Origin of the sequence: Vibrio sp. MMG023, from assembly GCF_021654215.1 — a bacterium.
Classification (GTDB): domain Bacteria; phylum Pseudomonadota; class Gammaproteobacteria; order Enterobacterales; family Vibrionaceae; genus Vibrio; species Vibrio jasicida.
In genome coordinates this window covers 189,702-208,861 of sequence record NZ_JAKFZP010000007.1, presented here as the reverse complement: position 1 = coordinate 208,861, position 19,160 = coordinate 189,702, and the positions used below count along the sequence as shown (strand labels likewise).

The following is a 19,160-nucleotide window of genomic DNA, read 5'->3' as shown; positions in this document are numbered from 1 at the left end:
ATTACACATACGTAAAAATCATTTTCAATTTAACCGGATTATCATTTTTCGTGAAACACCTAAAATGGGCACCAACAAAACGACGCAGCGTAGAGAGAAACTCTCAACTACGCTTATGACGTCACTCTACATACTGAGAATATAAAGGAAACATCCAATGGCACTTGAAATCAAACCAGGTCAAACTCACATTAAATCAAAAGCAATGGTTGCATGGGCTGCAGGTGAGCCGCTAAAAATGGAAGAAGTTGATGTACAACTTCCAAAAGCTGGCGAAGTTCTTGTTCGTATCGTAGCAACTGGTGTTTGTCACACTGACGCATTCACTCTATCAGGTGACGATCCAGAAGGTATCTTCCCTTCAATCCTTGGCCACGAAGGCGGCGGTATCGTTGAAATGGTTGGCGAAGGCGTAACAAGCGTTGAAGTTGGCGACCACGTTATCCCACTTTACACAGCTGAATGTGGTGAGTGTAAGTTCTGTAAATCTGGCAAAACTAACCTATGTCAGGCAGTACGTGAAACACAAGGTAAAGGCCTAATGCCAGATGGCACAAGCCGCTTCTCTGTAAATGGTGAGACAATCTTCCACTACATGGGTTGTTCTACTTTCTCTGAGTACACTGTACTTCCAGAAATCTCACTAGCGAAAGTAAACAAAGAAGCGCCACTTGAAGAAGTTTGTCTTCTAGGTTGTGGCGTAACCACTGGTATGGGTGCGGTACTTAACACAGCTAAAGTTGAAAAAGGCGACACAGTTGCTGTATTCGGTCTTGGCGGTATCGGTCTTTCTGCAATCATCGGTGCACGTATGGCTGGTGCAAGCAAAATCATCGGTGTCGACATCAACGAAAGCAAGTTCGAGCTAGCAAAACAACTTGGCGCAACTGATTGCATCAATCCAATGAAATTCGACAAACCAATCCAAGACGTTATCGTTGAGATGACAGACGGTGGTGTTGACTACTCATTCGAATGTATCGGTAACGTAAACGTGATGCGTCAAGCTCTTGAGTGTTGTCACAAAGGTTGGGGTGAGTCGGTAATCATCGGCGTTGCGGGCGCAGGTCAAGAGATCTCAACTCGTCCATTCCAACTAGTAACTGGTCGTGTATGGCGTGGCTCTGCTTTCGGTGGTGTTAAAGGCCGCTCTGAACTTCCAGAAATCGTAAACCGTTACATGGCTGGCGAATTCGGTCTCCAAGAATTCATCACGCACACTATGGGTCTACAAGACGTGAACGAAGCATTCGAATTGATGCACAAAGGTGAATCTATCCGTACTGTTCTTCACATGGATAAATAATCCAAGATACAACTCACGTAATGTGATTGATATTTGAAAATTTGAAATAAGCTCTCTTCTCTCTGGACACGTTTTCCTCGGGAAGAGAGCCATCCACTGTCTTAACGGTCTTGTCCGCCGTTAGAAAATCATTGTTTTAAATACTCACTGTTTTTAAATAAACATTGTTTTATCGAGAGATTATCCATGACCATTGAAAGCCTAAGCCAAGCCAAAGTATTCGGTGGTTGGCATAAACAGTACACGCACGAATCTCGCACACTCAATTGCAACATGCGCTTTGCGATTTTCTTGCCACCTAATGCAACAAAATCAAACCCAGTTCCAGTGGTTTACTGGTTATCTGGCCTGACTTGTACCGACGAGAATTTCATGCAGAAAGCCGGTGCATTTCAAATGGCAGCAGAGTTGGGTATCGCGATTGTGGCACCAGATACAAGCCCTCGCGGTGACGACGTGGCAGACGACGAAAATTACGACCTAGGTAAAGGCGCAGGTTTCTACCTAAACGCGACGCAAGAACCGTGGTCACGTCATTACCATATGTACGATTACATCACCAAAGAGCTGCCTGCGATCATAGAAAGCAACTTCCCTGTTTCAGATGTGAAGTCGATTTCCGGTCACAGCATGGGTGGTCACGGTGCAATCACGATTGGTTTGAAAAACGCGAGCCAATACCGCTCAATTTCAGCGTTCAGCCCAATCAGTAACCCAATGCAATGTCCTTGGGGCCAAAAAGCGTTTACCGCTTACCTAGGCACGGATATTGAGAGTTGGAAACAATACGATGCGAGCGAATTACTTAAGCAAAACAAATCCCCATTGCCGATTTTAGTCGACCAAGGTGATGCAGATAACTTCCTTGCTGAGCAATTGAAACCAGATGCGTTACTGGCGGCAGCAAAAGCTCATGATTCTGAAGTTGAATTGCGAATGCAATCAGGTTACGACCACAGCTACTTCTTTATTTCGAGCTTTATTGCTGAGCACTTAAACTTCCATGCGAAGCACTTATTTGCGTAGTACTTGCTGGTGATAAAACAAAAAGCGATGAAAAACCAAACGGTTTAATATCTTGTCCTATACAAAGCCACTCATTCATTGGGTGGCTTTTTGTGTTCTAAAAACACTCACCTCCCCTTTACACAGCCCCCATTGCAATTTGGCGAAATGACGTCTAACTTGTAATTGAACATCATTCAATTATCGCTAACACTGTATGAAAAAACCAACGTCAGCCCTGTTAACCTCGACTTGCTTCGGGTTGTTAGCAACCTCTCCTATTGTCGAGGCAATAAGCTTCTTCGATCCCATCGATGGGCAATTAGATATGGGCGAATACCTTGCTGAAAACGCCTATGGCTTTCTACCTGTTCCGATTGTGATTACTGAGCCTGCCGTCGGCTACGGTTTGGGCTTTACTGGCGTGTTCTTGCATGAATCCGATGAGCAACAAGAGAAAAGACGTGAGTTAGCCGAAACATCTCTCGATGGGGGCGCTCAACTGTTAACACCTGCAATCACCGCGGTAGGTGGTTTCGCGACTGAAAACGGTACTTGGATGGGCTTTCTTGGTCACCGCCGGACCTGGGCGCAAGACACGGTTCGTTACCTTGGTGGCGTCGGATATGGCGACTTTAATATGACCTTCTATCCACAATCCTCCTTACCTGGGCTAGATAACGTATTTAATGGTAAGGGGTTAGATTTCGAGATTACTGGCGGCGGCATGCTCAACCATCTTCAATACCGCATTATTGATGCCCCGTTGTTTATCGGGGTGAAACAGCTCTATTTCGTCACCGACCAAAAAATCACTAACTCTCCTGTTGCAGATAAGCTGCTGCAAACCTTGACCAATACCTCACCCACCACTTCTGGATTGGGCTTAACAGTGGAATGGGACAGCCGAAACAACTTCTTTAGTCCAACCGAGGGCTACAACTACAAAGCGGAGTACCTTTGGTACAACGACGCCATTGGCAGTGATTACGAATACGAGCAGTTGGATGTAGAGGGGATTAATTATTGGGAACTGGCAGACGATTGGTCGTTGGCACTGCGTGGACAATACAAGGCACTCTACACTGACGAGCGCTTTTTACCACCAGCGTCTTACCCAGACATTGAACTGCGTGGCGTGGCGAGAAATCGCTATCAAGGTGACGAAACCTTATCAGTAGAATCTCAACTGACTTACCAATGGAATACCCGCTGGTCGACCAATATCTTTGGCGGTTTTGGTTACGCATCAACAAATGAGTCGTTATTCGAAAATGATGCCGAATACGCTTATGGCGTCGGCTTTCGTTACCTCATCGCTCGCCGTTATGGGTTACAAGCAGGTATGGACTTTGCCTTCAGCGATGAGGACAGCGCGGTTTATTTCCAAGTGGGCTCAGGCATCTAAACCCACTCGATTCTCATCATCATGATTGATATTTAGGGTTCGCACCGTATTGGTTCGAGCCTTCTTCACTGTCTTGAATCAAGAAGTACAACAGCACCAAAATACCGATAATTGGAACAAAGGCGATAAGAGCCCACCAACCTGAGCGTCCTGAATCATGTAAGCGACGCACGGTGACCGCTATCGACGGTATCATGATAAACAGCGCATAAATCACACCGAAAAAACCAAAATTATCCATTTGCATCAGGCTACCAATCACCCTATCGATGATAGCCATGACTAAATTGACCAACACATTCACCAACGTAAAGTACCAATACTCTTGGCGTCTTGCTCTACCACTAAAGTTGGTGTAATTGAGGATAACCTTGTAATACCAATCAAACATATCGCATCTCCGATTGAGTTGAATGTGTCGCGAAAGTTAGACAACGTGGTGCGAGTTGCACACAAAATGAACGAAATGATATATTCATCCAATAGTTCTATTTTTAACTCTCTCATTAACCTTGACGTATATTCCACCAACGGTTACTTTTCACCCATAACGTATTATATAAAACCATCAGGTTGGCTCTATTATTAATAAATATATGACCGAGATTTTAACTGGCGATGTTCGCTCTAGTTGCAATGCCGGCAATAAAAATCAAAGGGCACAAGATGAGAAAAACACTAGCACTCGCTTTGCTTTTGTTTGCACCAATACTTTTTGCAAACACAATACAGTTTAGCAGTCCTGAGAAACCCAATGTCGTTGTGGCACTAAAAGACTTAGAGTCCTTGCCTCAAACCACTTACACCACACAACTTCCTTGGCTAGACAGCCCAGCAGAATTTGACGGTGTAAAACTTAGCACCCTCCTACAACATGCCTTTGGCAAAGTACCTGAGCGTGTCGAAGTTCGTGCACTTAATGACTACCATTCAAACCTCTCGCGCGAAGACATCCTGCGCTATCAACCGATCGTGGCGTATAAGCAAAACCATCATTACATTAAAGTAAGAAATAAAGGCCCATACTGGCTGATCTACTCAATGGATGAATATCCGGAAATTGATGTCGCCCTATACCACTCACAAATGGTATGGCAAATAAACAGGATCAGCGCGAAAGAAGAATAACAATGAAAGCAAAGCCCAATCCCCCTCATCAGGGGCCATTTTCAACCAAGAGCAAGTTACTCCTACTGATATTTGCATCCACACTGTTGTTCGCAAACGTACTACTACTGCAAGAAACTCGAGCGCTCACTAAAACCTATTCGGATCAACAAAACCAAGCCACTTGGTTCTTGTTCCATCTTTCGAAAGAATTATCTGAACTGGTAGGGGAAGCTCGACGCTTGAACGAAAGCGTGATGAACATCGATTCCGCTGAGCTGCAATACGAGCTAGCGTGGAGCCGTTTTGATTTGCTGATTAACAATAAAGAAGCCGATTCTTTTCTCTCACGAGAAGAGGTTCGAGTTTATTTTCTTTCTCTGTTTGACCAATTCCAACAACTCGAACCAATATTAGTAGAAGCGAAAACGGGCAGTAGCGTCGCCGCGAGTCAGTTTTATCGTGAAACTCAAAACCTCTACATGCAAATGATCGATTACGTCACTCTGCATTTTCGTGTTGCCAGTCCCCTCTACAAACATCAACAAGAGAAAGCGTATAACTTGCTACAAGCGCAATACGTATTGCTCGGTATCTTTGTCCTAACCGTGGCACTGCTGACGTATTTTTATAAACGTGAGTCCAAGTTCCACAAAAAAATGGCATTGAGCGATCCGCTCACCAAGCTTGCTAACCGAAGCGCGCTGTTTATTGATTTACACCGAAAGGAAGAAACCAACTCGCCTTTCTCACTCATGCTGCTCGATTTAAACGGCTTTAAGGACATCAATGACACCTTAGGCCATCAAGCTGGCGATATTGCGCTCATAGAAATCGCAACTCGTCTAAGCCAAATGGCGCTGGATGACTTTGCCGTGTACCGCATGGGCGGCGACGAATTTGCCGTGATCGTCGACTCTATTGATCAAACGAAAATCGATGAAGTCACGCACCATATCAATGTGGTGTTTGAAAAGCCGATTCTCTCCTCTGAGCAAGCCAATGGCCTATCGACAAGTTTGGGGGTCGCTAGCTACCCGCAAGACGCAGACAACATTGACTTCCTGATCAATTTAGCGGATAAGCGCATGTACAAAATGAAATTCCAACGTTAAACGGATAGCCATGATGAAAAACTTCATGCGAGCAGTACTATTACTGCTAGTGATCGCGACAGGTGTACTGGCTTGGGTATTTATCCCTTCTCACGAAACCGTAGGTGCACAAACCCTCAAAGAAGCGCTCAATGACAACTACACACTGGTTGGCCATCGCATTCATTCGACAGATCCAGATGCCGGCAATATGTTTGGTTACTTTGTGGTGTACAAAGGCGCAAACACGGATAATTTGGAACCGTTTTTGGTGACTTCTGATCAGTTTATTCGTATGGAGCAAACCGGTGACAACACGCTAGCCCTCACCGTGAATGGTCGCATCTACCGCTACCATAATGACCTGTGGGTAGAGAGCCCAGATGGCAAGTTGCAACATTGGTTTGTCAGCGCGACAGCGAAATACGTCCGCTAAGCAGACGCATACTTAGCTTCAGCTACTTAGCTGCAGATACTTAACTTGAGATAAACAAAAGCCCCGCTCATTACGTAGCGGGGCTTTTTTATGTTCGAAACTGGCGAGGCAGAGATTAAAGCACTTTCTCTTTGATCACTTTCATTACGCCCGAGTCACGATTGCTTGGTGCGGAGAAACGTGCGATTTTCTTCACCGCTTCGTGCGCGTTTTCCATCGCGTAGGAATGCTCGCTCACTTGCAGCATCTCTAGGTCATTCAGGTAATCACCAAACGTCATGGTCTCTTCTGGACCAAACCCCATGGTATCTTGAAGGTGTTTGATCGCCGCGCCTTTTGATGCTTCTGCATTCATCACGTCTAGCCAAATCTTCGCGCTCACCACAACTTGATGACTGTGACCAAACTTCGCACTCATGGTTGGGAAAACCAACTCTTCAGAACCACCAAAGTGACAAATCGCTACCTTGATAAACTCATCGTCAACGGCCAATAGATCTGGCACGTATTCACAGCGATGGTAGTACTTCTGGAACTCTTCCAACGCTTTAGGATCTTTGGTTTCAATGTAAGCCGAACGCTTACCACACAGCACTAGGTGCGTGCCTTCAATTTCACGAGCCGCTTGGATGATCGCATCAATTTCTGTTTTTGGAATGGTGCAGCTATATAGCTCTTTATCTTGGTACATCACCAAGGTGCCGTTTTCCGCCACATAAATCATACGGTCTTGAATCGGTGCAAACGTATCGCGCAAACTGTAGTACTGACGCCCCGATGCCGCCGAGAATAGAATGCCCTTCTCTTCTAGCTGCAAAAACAGATCAAAGAACTCAGGGTCTAAACGACCGTATTGGTCAAGTAAGGTGCCATCCATATCGGTGGCAATAAATTTGATGCTAGCTTGTGACATGAACTTAAACTCAAATAAAGCAGCGCAGGTCACTCATCGAATGAAAGCAGGCTGCAAAAAATAGTCTTGGTAAGGTACAGGATATTGGGTGAATCTCAAGCTGAAATGATAGGGTATCACTCAGGAATCAGCTTGAGATAATGAGGAAATTAGGCGGTAGCCAAGGTACTAGATTCCGCCATGGACTGAACCATTGGTTTGGCCAGCCCCAGACTGTGAATGGTGCCAATCAAGAAATCGAGTTCGCGATAAATCTCAGCAACGGCTTCAAACTCCCCCGCTGGCTCATCCAATTTTGGCTCAAACAGTTCTTTCCAATGCGAAATGGCAATATAGAGCTTTCCGTTCACTTGAGAAAACGACAAGCGAGAAAACTCGCTCTCACGATGAAAAGTCAGCACACGCTCGATAAATTCATCCGTCAGCAGTTGCTTTGCGGTGTCTAAATCGTCGCTGTACACCTCATACTGTTGGTCAAACTCTGGGTGACCCATTCGCACTCTTTTACCTATCTGAATCTTGAAGAAACGGTCCCACAGCTTTTCACGAAGCGTTGGCCCATCATCGCGGTCACTCAAAACAAAGGTGCAAACGTCGTCATTCATCGGAACGTCTATTTCACAAAACAACCCCGCAAAAAACACGTGATGCTTACTCGAACTATCGCTTCCTGAACTGATGAGCTTCGACGCTTCTATCTCAGATATCACCACCTTCGCCTCTCCAATGGTGCCTGAAATAAAATCATCACTCTCGAAACCATCACAACGGTCTAAATACAAACCACTGCGCTCGAAGGCTTCTTTGGAAAGTTTACGATTTGGGTCCCATGTGAGTGAGGGCTCAATGTGCGCTAACAAGCTCTGCATGATGTGCTGCTTGTAGGTGGTGCGAAACTGATTGTGCTTTTGATTGAAGTACGCCCAACCGCCGAGCATCAATGCCAAAAGAACAAACATCATGGCGGAGGTAGTGAGGTCAAACACGACTGTGCCAAAGAAACCCAGAACCGCCAAACCTAGAAACTTGCGTCGACGCAGTGCTTCTAAACGTAAAGCTTCAAGCGGTTCGAGTTTGTGCCTTACGTCATTTTCAAACAGTGTTTTGAGCTGATCTGTCGTCATCACTTTCCTTTCATTTTTAGAGTTGAGTCCATTACCAACAACTACAAGATGAATCATTACCACCGCTACACGCATCACTAGGAAGACAGTCCAAAGAGTTGCACCCCATATCTGTCACACAAGATGAGTCTTTGTTCTTACGCCTTTTTCGGTTACGGGAAGAATCCCCATTTTGCAGACGTTGATGCGCATGTCGACAGCGTTCGAATTGGTTTTGAACGCTGCTATAGCTAGAGATCACTCCCTTGCGTTGAATCATTTTACTGATGGCAGCAGAACAAGAATCCGTGCCGTAATACACCGCATGAGCGCAGCGGAAGCCTTTGTGTGGGGAAAGATAGCGTTGATAAAATCGTATCAATGCCAACACCAGTTTAGACATGCTTTTCCTTTTGCATCTAATGAGTCATTCGAGAACCATGCTCTCAACTATCAATCAAAACAGTACATCACTCAAATTAATCATTTCAAACGCAATCCTGATTTCTGCGCTCTAAGCGATGAAAATCATTGAGATAGGAAGTAAAGGCAAGCCGACAAAGCTAGCCTAGGAGCGCCTTCGAATAGCAATCACTGCCAAAACAGGTACAATCCGTGCTCGATTTTTATTTCGCGCGGACTCACTCTCATGCACTCGCCTGAACAATGCTTTACTCGATTTACTGCGGACATTTCTGGCTACGACTTGCCGGCGCAGTTTACGTTTCCGTTCTACTACACGCCTCACCCATTGTGTGTATTGGCTGCCGGGCAATTGCAGCAGCACCTAATGACACAAACTGACTTCGAACACGATTTCGGTCTTGAGGATGAGCAAAACGGACGCGGCAAGATGTTCGGTGTTTTGCTAGTACGTAACCCGCAAGGTGAGCTTGGTTATTTCAGCGCTTTCTCTGGCAAGATTGCCGATCAAAACTTGCTTCCAGGTTTTGTTCCACCCGTATTCGACATGCTGACAGAAGAAGGTTTCTTCCGAGGTGAGACAGATGCCATCAATGCTGCGAACGCGGAATACAAAGCCTTTGCTGCCAACCCTGAACTGGCACAACTGAAAGCAGAAATCAAAGCCGACCGTGAAGCGTATCAGCAAGAAGAGAATGCCCATCGCCAAGTGATGATTGCTGGTCGTGCCGAACGTAAACAGCAGCGCAAACATGGCGAACAAACACTGACCCCAGAAGAATTGAAAGTGCTACTGGATGATTTGGGTAAACAGAGTGTGGCTGAGAAGAATGTGCTCAAGTACCTCAAACAAGCTTGGGACGAAAAGCTCGCAATCAAAGAAGCGCGCTTAACCGAGCTAGAACAAACACTGGCAGAACTTAAAGAGCAGCGCAAAGATTTGTCTAATGCGCTGCAGCACAAACTGCATAAGCAATACCGCTTCTTGGACAACCACAGTGCCGAGCGTGATTTGGTGGACATTTTTACTCCTACCACCAATCCAGTACCACCAGCAGGTGCAGGTGAATGTGCAGCGCCTAAACTGCTTCAGTTCGCATACAAACATGGTTATCAGCCACTTGCCTTGGCGGAGTTTTGGTGGGGCGTATCGCCGAAATCTGAAGTACGTCAGCACAAGAAGTTCTACCCATCTTGCAACAGCAAATGCCAACCTATTTTGGGGCACATGCTGCAAGGTTTGGATGTCGAACCAAACCCATTAGCAGAGAACTGGGCGGAAGATAAAGAACTGGAAATTCTCTTCCAAGACGAAGCCATGGTGATCGTCAACAAGCCTTCGGGCCTGCTTTCCGTTCCGGGGAAAACCATCAAGGATTCAGCATACACACGCCTGCAAGCGATGTTCCCAGATGTCGAAGGGCCGTTCGTAATTCATCGCTTAGATATGGCGACGTCGGGAATTCTCGTATTTGCCTTAACCAAACGAGCAAACAAGAGCCTGCAAAAACAGTTCATCACTCGCGGCGTACAGAAGCGCTACATGGCGCTGCTAGAAGGTGTCTTGACCGAGCCTGAAGGTGTAATCTCGCTACCGATGCGCGGCGATCCGGATGACCGTCCACGTCAACTGGTGTGCTTTGAACACGGTAAACCTGCAGAAACTTACTGGCAGCTGATTGAAGTGAAAGACGGACGCAGCAAGGTGTACATGTACCCGAAAACAGGACGAACCCACCAACTGCGTGTACACAGTGCTCACCACATGGGTTTGAACATGGCGATGGTTGGCGACGGCTTGTATGGCGAAAAAGCCGACCGTCTGCATTTACACGCGGAGATGTTGGAGTTGGACCACCCGTACAACAAAGAGCGTATGTGTTTCCAAGCAGAGTGTGAGTTTTAAAGCGACTTATCAATGCAGAATAGATAGCAAAAAGGCACTGAATTTCAGTGCCTTTTTTACGTTTTAGAGCGAGAAAGGATAAGGTTAACTTACCTTAAACTTGGTCCATACTTGAGAGCGCCAGCGTCTTGCCATAATGATACCGCGTACCCATTCATCCAGAGCAATTGCCATCCACGCACCAATCACGCCGTAGCCCAAATGAATACCCAAGATGTAAGAGAACACCACACCCAAGCCCCACATGCTCAGAATACCCATCTGTACTGGGAACTTGATGTCACCAGCCCCTTTCAGTGCCGAGATGAAGATAAGGTTAAACACGCGGCCCGCTTCTAGCACGATTGAGCCCATCACCAATGCACCCGCCAATGCCAAGATTTCAGGCTGATCGGTAAATACACTCAAAATCTCTTCGTGGAACAGGTAGATCAAACACGTTGCCGCCGTTGATGCAGCAAAGCCAACTAAGAAATAAATCTGCACGCGTTTCAGAATACTGGTTACCCAACCTTTACCTATGTAATAGCCAGTCTGAATTTGAGCCGCCTGTCCAATGGCCAACGCAAAGGCGAACGAGAAACGCGCGATGTTTTGCGCATAAGTAAACGCCGCAAGTGATGACGTCCCCATTTGCACTACAAAATACACGATACAGATCTGCGCCATGTTGTAAGACAGCACCTCACCCGCGTTCATGCCACCGATTTTTAAGATCTTCTTGAACACGTCTTTCGGCACTTGTTTTACCTTGGACATAGGCAGTTCAATGCTGCTGCGTTTCAAAATCACGCCCAACAATAACGTACCGATTACTTGGCTGACCACTGTCGCTACTGCAACACCTTCAACGCCATAAACAGGCAAACCAAACGGCTGGTACAGCGCAATGTAGTTACCGATGATGTTGAACACACCAGAAATCAGATTCACTACCATTGGCGAGCGTGAATAACCGTGGCTACGCAGAATCGTGGTAAAGACGATACCGATGGTGACGTTGAACGTCATCGCACCGCTGATCAGCAGGTACTCGCGCGCATATTGCTCAACCTGAGCTTCTAAGCCGTAATACGGCAAAAAGAACACCGCGCCAATCACGGCGAGTACACTTAAGAAAACACCAACAATGACCGATAACGCAACACTGGCGACACCGACATCGACCGACTCTCTTTCACGCCCTGCACCGTTATATTGCGCAATCAAAATGCCCGTGCCACTACTGACAAAGGTGGATACGATGATCAGGAAAAACGTTAATTGAGTGATAACGCCGACCGCAGACACGGCTTTGTCTGAGTAACCACTCAACATGAATACGTCACTGGTTCCTAAAGCCGTCCGTAGCAAAATTTCGACAAGTATCGGCCAAGCCAATGCCACGATGGACATACGTTGGTTGATATTCTGGCTTTTAGGCATGTGTTTGGGACCTTTCCTACAACTAAAACTGCCCCACAGAAAACTGTGAGGCAGTTCAAAAAATTAGATTTCTTAGAATTTGGCTATGTTTGTTGATTGTGTATTTAATCAACAAAATGCAGGCGCGAATTCTAGACGGACTTTGGTCACAAATACAGCGATATTTCGCCTGTTTCGCAAAATATTTTCTAATGGATTAGAGACGCACTTTAACTCGGAGAACGAAACTTAGACACAGTCGATTGACGGACAATCAGATCAATCGGTGGCAGACGAACTTCGTGCCTATCTCCGCTCAACAAATTGAGAATGGACTCAGCACAAACTGCACCAACTTCTTCAATCGGTTGACGCATTGTGGTAAGCGCGGGTGTGAAATATTGCGAAGTTGGCAAGTCATCAAAACCAATCACAGAGACATCTTGAGGCACACGAATACCATGATCATGCAATGCCTTTATCGCCCCATAGGCCGTTTGGTCATTGGCGGCAAACAGTGCTGAAAAGTGCACTTTCGATTCAATCAACTCAACGGTTTTTTCATAACCGGTTTCACTGCTGAAATCGCCTTGCTTGACCAATTTTGGCAACACTTTAATACCTGCTTCTTGCAGGGCATTTTTGTATCCTACAAAACGAGCCACCGCATCCGGTTGATTCAACAACCCTTTGATATGGGCGATATTCACATGGCCCTGTTGCATTAGATGCAGCGTCGCCATGTATCCGCCCAATACATTATCTATATTTATCGATCGAACCTTGTCACCTATCACGTCATATCCAACAGCAACGACGGGAATTCGCTGGGCATAATCGAGAATCTGCTCTTCCGTTAAACTGCCCGTCACGATGATTACACCGTCTACATTACTCTTTGCCAAATACTCCAAAGCATGAGATTCCAGTGAACGCTGCCAATGCCCTGTAGCAATCACAAGTGAATACCCCTGTGCATTGAGCCCCTTTTCCATGTCATTCAAGATACGACTGGAATGTGGACTTTCAGGATGCTGGATCAGCACACCTATCGTCATTGAACGCGTATTGGTGCCCTGTCCCATTTGATAGTTCGGTTTGTAACCGAGTGATTTGATCGCCTTTTCAATATTCTGACTTTTCTCGTCAGAGACATACGTCGTGCGATTGAGGAAACGTGAAACGGTACTCGGGGAAACCCCCGCCAACTTTGCCACATCATAAATGGATGCCGCTTTTTTATTTTTTTTCATTGTAGGAATTTTCCCAGCAAGCTAATAATAAAAATATAAGTTGCGACGGGGAGCGCGACAACGTTTTGATAAGGGAAATGAGAACTAGATAAGTCGCCAGTACGCAAACGCGCACTGGCTTTCATATCGGGGGTTTAGAATGTTGCGAGCGAGTTTTCACTCAGCGCATCAAATAGATGAATAGCATCCAAATCTAAGTAAAGTGTGAGTGTGTCCACATCCACTTCTGCGGCTTGAGTTTCCACCATCAAAGGCTGGCCCGCGATTTCAGTCTTCAATAGAATGCTGGCGCCCAGTAGCTCCTTGTCTTTAATTTTGACAGGGAACGGCAGTACGCGATCGTGATCTACCTGTTCTGCACGCAGATGGATATCCGTTGGACGAACACCAAAGTGCAAAGCTAAGTTCTTAGACGCATGCGCTTTAAAACGTTCTGGCAACGGAATACGAACCTCGCCCAATTCCACTTCCCAGTTGCCTTCCTCACCCACTAGCTTCGCATCCAGCATGTTCATTGATGGGTTACCAATGAACTGCGCCACGAACTTGTTTGCCGGGCGTTGGAACACTTCTGTTGGTGTACCGACCTGAGCCACATAACCATCTTTTAGAATCACGATGCGATCCGCCAATGTCATGGCTTCAATCTGATCATGTGTCACGTAAATGGTAGTGGTCTTCAGTTCACGGTGAAGGTGTTTGATCTCTTCACGCATGACGCCACGTAACTTGGCATCTAGGTTCGACAACGGCTCATCAAACAGGAATACTTTTGGCGTACGTACCATTGCACGACCCATTGCCACGCGTTGACGTTGACCACCAGACAACTCTTTTGGCTTACGTTCTAATAACGCGTCAAGCTCAAGCATTTTCGCAGCTTTGCGTACTTCGACATCGATTTGGTCTTTTGGCATCCCTTTTAGCTTAAGGGCAAAAGCGATGTTCTCGTAAACCGTCATATGTGGGTACAGTGCATAACTTTGGAACACCATCGCAAGGTCACGGTCTTTGGCATCGACTTTGTTCATCAACTTGTCACCGACGTAAATCTCACCACCAGTGATGCTTTCCAACCCCGCAAGCATACGTAGTGTAGTCGACTTACCACAGCCCGAAGGACCGAGAAAAACCACAAACTCGCCATCTTGAACCGTAAAGTCGAAGTGTTTCACAACCTCAACATCATCGTAGGATTTCTTGATGTTTTTGAATTCGACTTTTGCCATTACTGGTTCTCCTCTGCTCGATCTAGCAGCATGTTGCGATAAGCAATTGCGCTCGCTTTTAAGGTGCGTTTTTGTGTTTGGTAATCCACGTGAACAATGCCAAAGCGCTGCTTATAACCATAAGCCCACTCAAAGTTATCCATTAGGCTCCAAGCGAAGTAACCATCGACCTTCACACCAGCCTTAATAGCTGCATCTAGCGCTTCTAGGTGCTGCTGGAAGTAACGCACACGTTGCTCATCATTCACTTCGCCGTCAATGCAATGGTCATCGCCAGCCGCGCCGTTTTCAGTGATGTAAAGTGGTGGTAGGTTCGGGTAACGGTCGTTCAAACGCAGGAGTAAATCCGTCAGCGCTTGTGGGTGAATTTCCCAACCAATGAATGTGTGCTCTTGCTCCGGTTGAGGTACTGTTTCAATATCGCCATGTTCGTTGTAGCGCACCACACAACGGGTGTAGAAGTTAATGCCAATAAAGTCCAAGTCAGTTTGAATAATATCGAGGTCACCTTCCAGAATCATAGGTAGGTTATGCGCCTGACGATCCAACACAATTTGAGGGTATTCCCCCTTCAGTACTGGGTCCATAAACCAATGGTAGCCTTCTGCATCACTGTATTCTGCCGCACCAATGTCTGCGTCACTGTATGGGTAAGCTGGCGTCGCATTGAAGACACAACCGTGCATCGCATTGGGTGCATTCTTACGCATGTGTGGAATCGCAAGACCATGGGCCAACATCAAGTGGTGCGCAGACAAGAAACCTTCACGTTCCCCCTTAAGACCCGGAGCATGCTCGCCCCAGCGGTAACCTAAATAAGCAGAGCAGAACGGTTCGTTTAATGTTGCGTACGAATCAATTTTGTCGCCGAAGTAAGCACTAACTACTTTTGCGTATTCCTCAAACTTGTAGGCTGTTTCTCGGTTTAGCCAGCCGCCTTTGTCTTCAAGGTATTGCGGTAGATCCCAGTGGTATAGAGTCACGAAAACCTTCAAACCGCGAGCGTGGCACTCATCGATGATTTGCTCATAGAACTTCAAGCCTTCTTCATTCACCTTACCATCTTCAGGAATGATGCGAGGCCACGCCATCGATAGACGGTAAGCGCCCACACCCAAACCTTGGATCATCTCGATGTCTTGCTTCCAAAGATGGAAATGGTCACACGCCACGTCGCCATTGTCTGCGTTATCGACAGCACCTGGCTTATCGCAAAAGGTGTCCCAGATTGAAGGCGTACGCCCACCCAGTTGTGCGCCACCTTCAATTTGATAAGAAGACGTTGCGACACCGAATAAGAACTCTGGGCTGCGTAGTTTAGAATCTTGTGGTAATTGGAATTTATTCATTGTTATAAAACCTTTTATTTCGCTTAGCCCTTGACGGCACCAGAGGTCAAACCGCTGATCATCTGTTTAGAGGCAAATAAGTAAGTAATCACTAACGGTAAAATGGAGATGGTCGTTCCGAGCATCACCGCTCCCCACGGCGTATTCGGAATGCCCTGCACACTTCGCAGTGCCTGCGTAATCACGTAATTTTCTGGCGTTGTCAGTACCACAAGTGGCTGCATAAACATGTTCCAGAAGAAGACAAACTGCACGATTGCTAGGGTTGCGAGAGCCGGTTTCATCAGTGGCAATACCACGCTCCAGTAAGTTCTAAATTCACCCGCGCCATCGAGCTTCGCCGCTTCTAACAGCTCTTTCGGAATCGATGCCACTACGTGCTGACGCATTAAGAAGATGCCAAATGGTGTGGTCGTGAACGGTAACCAAACGGCAAGGTGGTTATCGAGCAAGCCAAGGAATTTCACGATCATGAAGTACGGGATCAAGCTCAGTACAGGTGGAATCATCATCGAGCCAACTAACATGCCAAACAGCAAGTTTTTGCCCTTAAACTTGTACACCGCAAACGCATAACCGCCCATACTACAAAACAGCAGTGAAATCGTGGTGCCTAAGAAAGCAATGTAGATGGAGTTAAACATCGCCTGCCAAAACGGCATGATTTCCAGTAGCTTTGCATAGTTCACCGCGAGACTGTCACCAATCGCAAAGCTGATGCCTGTGCCGAAGATTTCAGTACGGTCACGCGTCGATAGCAACGCCGACCAAATGAATGGGAATACAGTCATGATGGCAGACACCACCAACACAGTGCCGAGCATCACCATTAATATCTTGGTAAAGATCTCGATGCTGCGATCGCTTGGACGCCAACGCTGCGCCGCAGGTAAGGTAGTTGTAGTCATCTTATTGCTCCCCTAGACCTTTCTTACCGAAGAAGAAGAATTGAATCGCCGTACAGCCTGCAATCAAGGTAAACAGTAACCATGAAATCGCTGACGCAGTCCCCATCTCTAACCACTCCCAGCCCACTTTGTAGAGGTACATAGAGATGGTTAAACCTGATTGGCCTGTACCACCCGTACCGCGCGTTAGGACGAAAGGTTCTTCGAACAACTGCAAGTTACCGATGATGGTCATGGTGACCGCAAAGAAGATGAATGGGCGAATCATTGGCAATGAAATGCTCCAGAAACGACGCCATGCGTTTGCACCGTCCATGCGTGCCGCTTCTAGGATGTCTTTAGGAATCGTCATCAAGCCAGTGGTGTAAAGCACAATGTTGAAACCGGTGTACTTCCAGAACACCATGATGGCGATAGAAGGTTTAACCATAGTAGCGTCATCTAACCAACGGATTGGCTGGAAGTCGTTCACCCAAGAGAATGCCCAGCCGAACAGCGTGCTATCTGCCAACGCCATCAAGCTTTGGTTGATGATCCCTGAGTTTGGCGAATACATGTTAAAGAAGATGAGCGACGCAGCCACCGTTGAAGTGATGAACGGCAAGAAGTAAGCCGACGTCAACCAATGACGGAAGCGGTCTCCTAGCGACACCAAGATGTACGCAACAGGCAATGCCACCAAGTGTTGCGCGACACCAGAAGTTACAGCTAGCCAGAGTGTGTTCTTTAATGAACGCCAAAGCCACGGGTCGGTCAGTGCAATGTGGTAATTCTCAAAACCCACATAATCCATCGCCCCCAAACCTTCAACAGGGTTCCACTCATGGAAGGAAAGAAAAATAGAAAACAGTAACGGGAAAATCCCAAACACGGAAAAAATAATCAAAAACGGCAGTAGGAATCCATACGGTGTAAGCGCTTTCAAATTTAGACGAGAAAAAATACTCTCACGCTCTGATGTTTCCATTACCTTGCTCGCTGCCTGATTCATAGTAACGACCTCTCATCAGGAGGGCGTGGTGCCCTCCTTGCTTACCAAATAGCAAATTGCTTACATGTTGCGAGTACGGCGCTTGATCATGCGCTCTGCATCTTTCAATGCCGTTTCAATGTCTTTGCCTTCATCCAACACTTCCATCAGTGCATTTTCTAAGATGATAGAGCGAGCAACGTGGTCGCCTTTTGCTGGTGCCACTGGTTTGATGTTTTGTGCCACTTCTGCAAACAGTAAGCGCGCCTGCTGACCACCTAAGAACTCAATTTTCTCTTCAAACATTGGGTCGTCGTAAGTTGTGGTGTTTGCAGGGAATGCTGCAATAGTGTCGAAGTGTTTAAGTTGAATCTCACGCTTAGTTGTCATGTATTCGATCAACTTCCAAGCGTCATCTTGGTGCTTAGATTGCGTAGGAATCGATAGGAATGAGCCGCCCCAGCTTCCGTAAATACCATCAGGAAGGTTAGATACGCCCCAGCTGCCTGCTGTTTCTGGCGCAATCCAGTTGTTTAGGTGACCAAGTAGCCAAGCACCAGAAAGCTGTGTTGCAAATGTGCCGTTACGGAAGCCTTCGTACCATTCGTTTGACCACGCAAGAATACGACCGTCCAAGCCTTTATCACGGATCTCTTTCGCTACTTCAAAAGCGTGAACAAAGCGCTCTGACGTCACTACTGGGTTGCCGTCTTTATCAAAGTAAAGACCTTCCCCCTCGGGTACTGTGGTGAAGATGATCGCTTGTGCCACATCCGCAGCCGACGCAATCAATTGAACGTTTTGCTGCTTAAGTTTTTCACCCGCCGCGATGTAAGAATCCCAATCTTTGATCGCTTCGTTGATATCAATGCCCGCTTTTTCAAAAATGTCTGTGCGGTAGTACATAACACCAGGACCTAGATCGACTGGCATACCATACACATCGCCGTCAGCACCTTTACCTTGTGCCCATGCATAAGGCGCAAAGCTTTCTGCGTATTTGTCTGCGCCGTATTTTTCAGACAGATTGACTAAACCGCCAGAAGCAACGAATGGACCAATTTTTTCTACATCAACAACAATCACATCCCCTGCGCCAGAGCCCGTCGCCAAGTTAGTAGTCAGCTTCGTGTGGTGGTCACCGTGGTTATTCATCAGGTAATCAACCTTAATCCCTGTTTCTTTCTCGAAATCCGGTAGCAGCACTTTCAAACTGCTGTCGAAATCTGGGAAGCCATCAAAGCGAATTTTGGATTCATCAGCTGCGTTTACCGTCGCAGCCACACCCAATGCAGCGGTCATCGCAAGCGTCAAAGTTTTCAGTTTCATGTTGTTGTCCTTAATTA

General features: G+C 46.6%; 18 protein-coding genes. 7 read left to right on the top strand and 11 right to left on the bottom strand.

From position 1 onward, the window contains the following. The first annotated feature begins 157 nt into the window (after positions 1 to 157). From L1076_RS21970 to L1076_RS21960, 3 genes are all read left to right on the top strand, one after another. Positions 158 to 1,306 carry an S-(hydroxymethyl)glutathione dehydrogenase/class III alcohol dehydrogenase gene (locus L1076_RS21970; RefSeq protein WP_005428461.1) on the top strand — a complete coding sequence of 383 codons (1,149 nt, stop codon included), beginning with the start codon at positions 158 to 160 and terminating at the stop codon, positions 1,304 to 1,306. Between the two features lie 186 nt (positions 1,307 to 1,492). Beyond that, on the top strand, positions 1,493 to 2,332 hold the full coding sequence (fghA, locus tag L1076_RS21965) for an S-formylglutathione hydrolase (RefSeq protein ID WP_038880216.1): 840 nt from the start codon (positions 1,493 to 1,495) through the stop codon (positions 2,330 to 2,332). A gap of 196 nt (positions 2,333 to 2,528) precedes the next feature. Continuing rightward, entirely contained in the window at positions 2,529 to 3,719 is a 1,191-nt protein-coding gene (locus L1076_RS21960) for a BamA/TamA family outer membrane protein (protein ID WP_039975482.1), read from the top strand. 19 nt (positions 3,720 to 3,738) lie between these two features. Here the strand turns inward: L1076_RS21960 and L1076_RS21955 are convergent, their stop codons facing one another. Then, positions 3,739 to 4,110, bottom strand: coding sequence for a DUF805 domain-containing protein (locus L1076_RS21955; protein ID WP_038869746.1), 372 nt, complete (start codon positions 4,108 to 4,110; stop codon positions 3,739 to 3,741). Positions 4,111 to 4,385: 275 nt separating this feature from the next. On the opposite strand from L1076_RS21955, the gene L1076_RS21950 reads away from it, so the two are divergent. Genes L1076_RS21950 through L1076_RS21940 form a run of 3 tightly spaced genes read left to right on the top strand, consistent with a single transcriptional unit; the run spans position 4,386 to position 6,356 of the window. After that, positions 4,386 to 4,847, top strand: coding sequence for an oxidoreductase (locus L1076_RS21950; protein WP_038869748.1), 462 nt, complete (start codon positions 4,386 to 4,388; stop codon positions 4,845 to 4,847). Positions 4,848 to 4,849: 2 nt separating this feature from the next. After that, positions 4,850 to 5,941: a GGDEF domain-containing protein gene (locus tag L1076_RS21945; RefSeq protein ID WP_038869750.1), complete on the top strand. Its 1,092-nt coding sequence runs from the start codon at positions 4,850 to 4,852 to the stop codon at positions 5,939 to 5,941. Positions 5,942 to 5,951: 10 nt separating this feature from the next. Beyond that, positions 5,952 to 6,356, top strand: coding sequence for a hypothetical protein (locus L1076_RS21940; RefSeq protein ID WP_237304468.1), 405 nt, complete (start codon positions 5,952 to 5,954; stop codon positions 6,354 to 6,356). A gap of 115 nt (positions 6,357 to 6,471) precedes the next feature. Here the strand turns inward: L1076_RS21940 and L1076_RS21935 are convergent, their stop codons facing one another. The 3 genes from L1076_RS21935 to yidD all read right to left on the bottom strand — a co-directional run bounded on the left by L1076_RS21935 (position 6,472) and on the right by yidD (position 8,775). After that, entirely contained in the window at positions 6,472 to 7,269 is a 798-nt protein-coding gene (locus L1076_RS21935; RefSeq protein WP_038869755.1) for a Cof-type HAD-IIB family hydrolase, read from the bottom strand. A 149-nt stretch (positions 7,270 to 7,418) separates the two neighbouring features. Continuing rightward, positions 7,419 to 8,393: a DUF3137 domain-containing protein gene (locus L1076_RS21930; protein WP_237304467.1), complete on the bottom strand. Its 975-nt coding sequence runs from the start codon at positions 8,391 to 8,393 to the stop codon at positions 7,419 to 7,421. 31 nt (positions 8,394 to 8,424) lie between these two features. Beyond that, positions 8,425 to 8,775 (bottom strand): membrane protein insertion efficiency factor YidD, encoded by a 351-nt coding sequence (yidD, locus tag L1076_RS21925; RefSeq protein ID WP_237304466.1) that lies wholly within the window; start codon positions 8,773 to 8,775, stop codon positions 8,425 to 8,427. A gap of 246 nt (positions 8,776 to 9,021) precedes the next feature. Between yidD and L1076_RS21920 the strand changes: the two genes are divergently transcribed. Further along, entirely contained in the window at positions 9,022 to 10,701 is a 1,680-nt protein-coding gene (locus L1076_RS21920; protein WP_237304465.1) for a pseudouridine synthase, read from the top strand. Positions 10,702 to 10,785: 84 nt separating this feature from the next. On the opposite strand, the gene L1076_RS21915 is transcribed toward L1076_RS21920, so the two are convergent. The 7 genes from L1076_RS21915 to L1076_RS21885 form a co-directional block, all read right to left on the bottom strand. Beyond that, positions 10,786 to 12,126: an MATE family efflux transporter gene (locus L1076_RS21915; RefSeq protein ID WP_237304464.1), complete on the bottom strand. Its 1,341-nt coding sequence runs from the start codon at positions 12,124 to 12,126 to the stop codon at positions 10,786 to 10,788. Between the two features lie 209 nt (positions 12,127 to 12,335). Then, the gene (locus L1076_RS21910; protein WP_038869764.1) at positions 12,336 to 13,358 is read right to left on the bottom strand and encodes a substrate-binding domain-containing protein; all 1,023 of its coding nucleotides are present in this window, start codon (positions 13,356 to 13,358) and stop codon (positions 12,336 to 12,338) included. 134 nt (positions 13,359 to 13,492) lie between these two features. Further along, positions 13,493 to 14,587 (bottom strand): sn-glycerol-3-phosphate ABC transporter ATP-binding protein UgpC, encoded by a 1,095-nt coding sequence (ugpC, locus tag L1076_RS21905; protein ID WP_038869766.1) that lies wholly within the window; start codon positions 14,585 to 14,587, stop codon positions 13,493 to 13,495. Further along, positions 14,587 to 15,936: a GH1 family beta-glucosidase gene (locus L1076_RS21900; RefSeq protein ID WP_042600346.1), complete on the bottom strand. Its 1,350-nt coding sequence runs from the start codon at positions 15,934 to 15,936 to the stop codon at positions 14,587 to 14,589. The genes ugpC and L1076_RS21900 overlap by 1 nt, the downstream gene beginning before the upstream one ends. A gap of 23 nt (positions 15,937 to 15,959) precedes the next feature. After that, positions 15,960 to 16,844, bottom strand: coding sequence for a carbohydrate ABC transporter permease (locus L1076_RS21895; RefSeq protein ID WP_038880193.1), 885 nt, complete (start codon positions 16,842 to 16,844; stop codon positions 15,960 to 15,962). A gap of 1 nt (position 16,845) precedes the next feature. After that, on the bottom strand, positions 16,846 to 17,835 hold the full coding sequence (locus tag L1076_RS21890; protein WP_038869770.1) for a sugar ABC transporter permease: 990 nt from the start codon (positions 17,833 to 17,835) through the stop codon (positions 16,846 to 16,848). Positions 17,836 to 17,895: 60 nt separating this feature from the next. Beyond that, positions 17,896 to 19,143: an extracellular solute-binding protein gene (locus L1076_RS21885; RefSeq protein ID WP_038880189.1), complete on the bottom strand. Its 1,248-nt coding sequence runs from the start codon at positions 19,141 to 19,143 to the stop codon at positions 17,896 to 17,898. Positions 19,144 to 19,160: the final 17 nt, after the last annotated feature.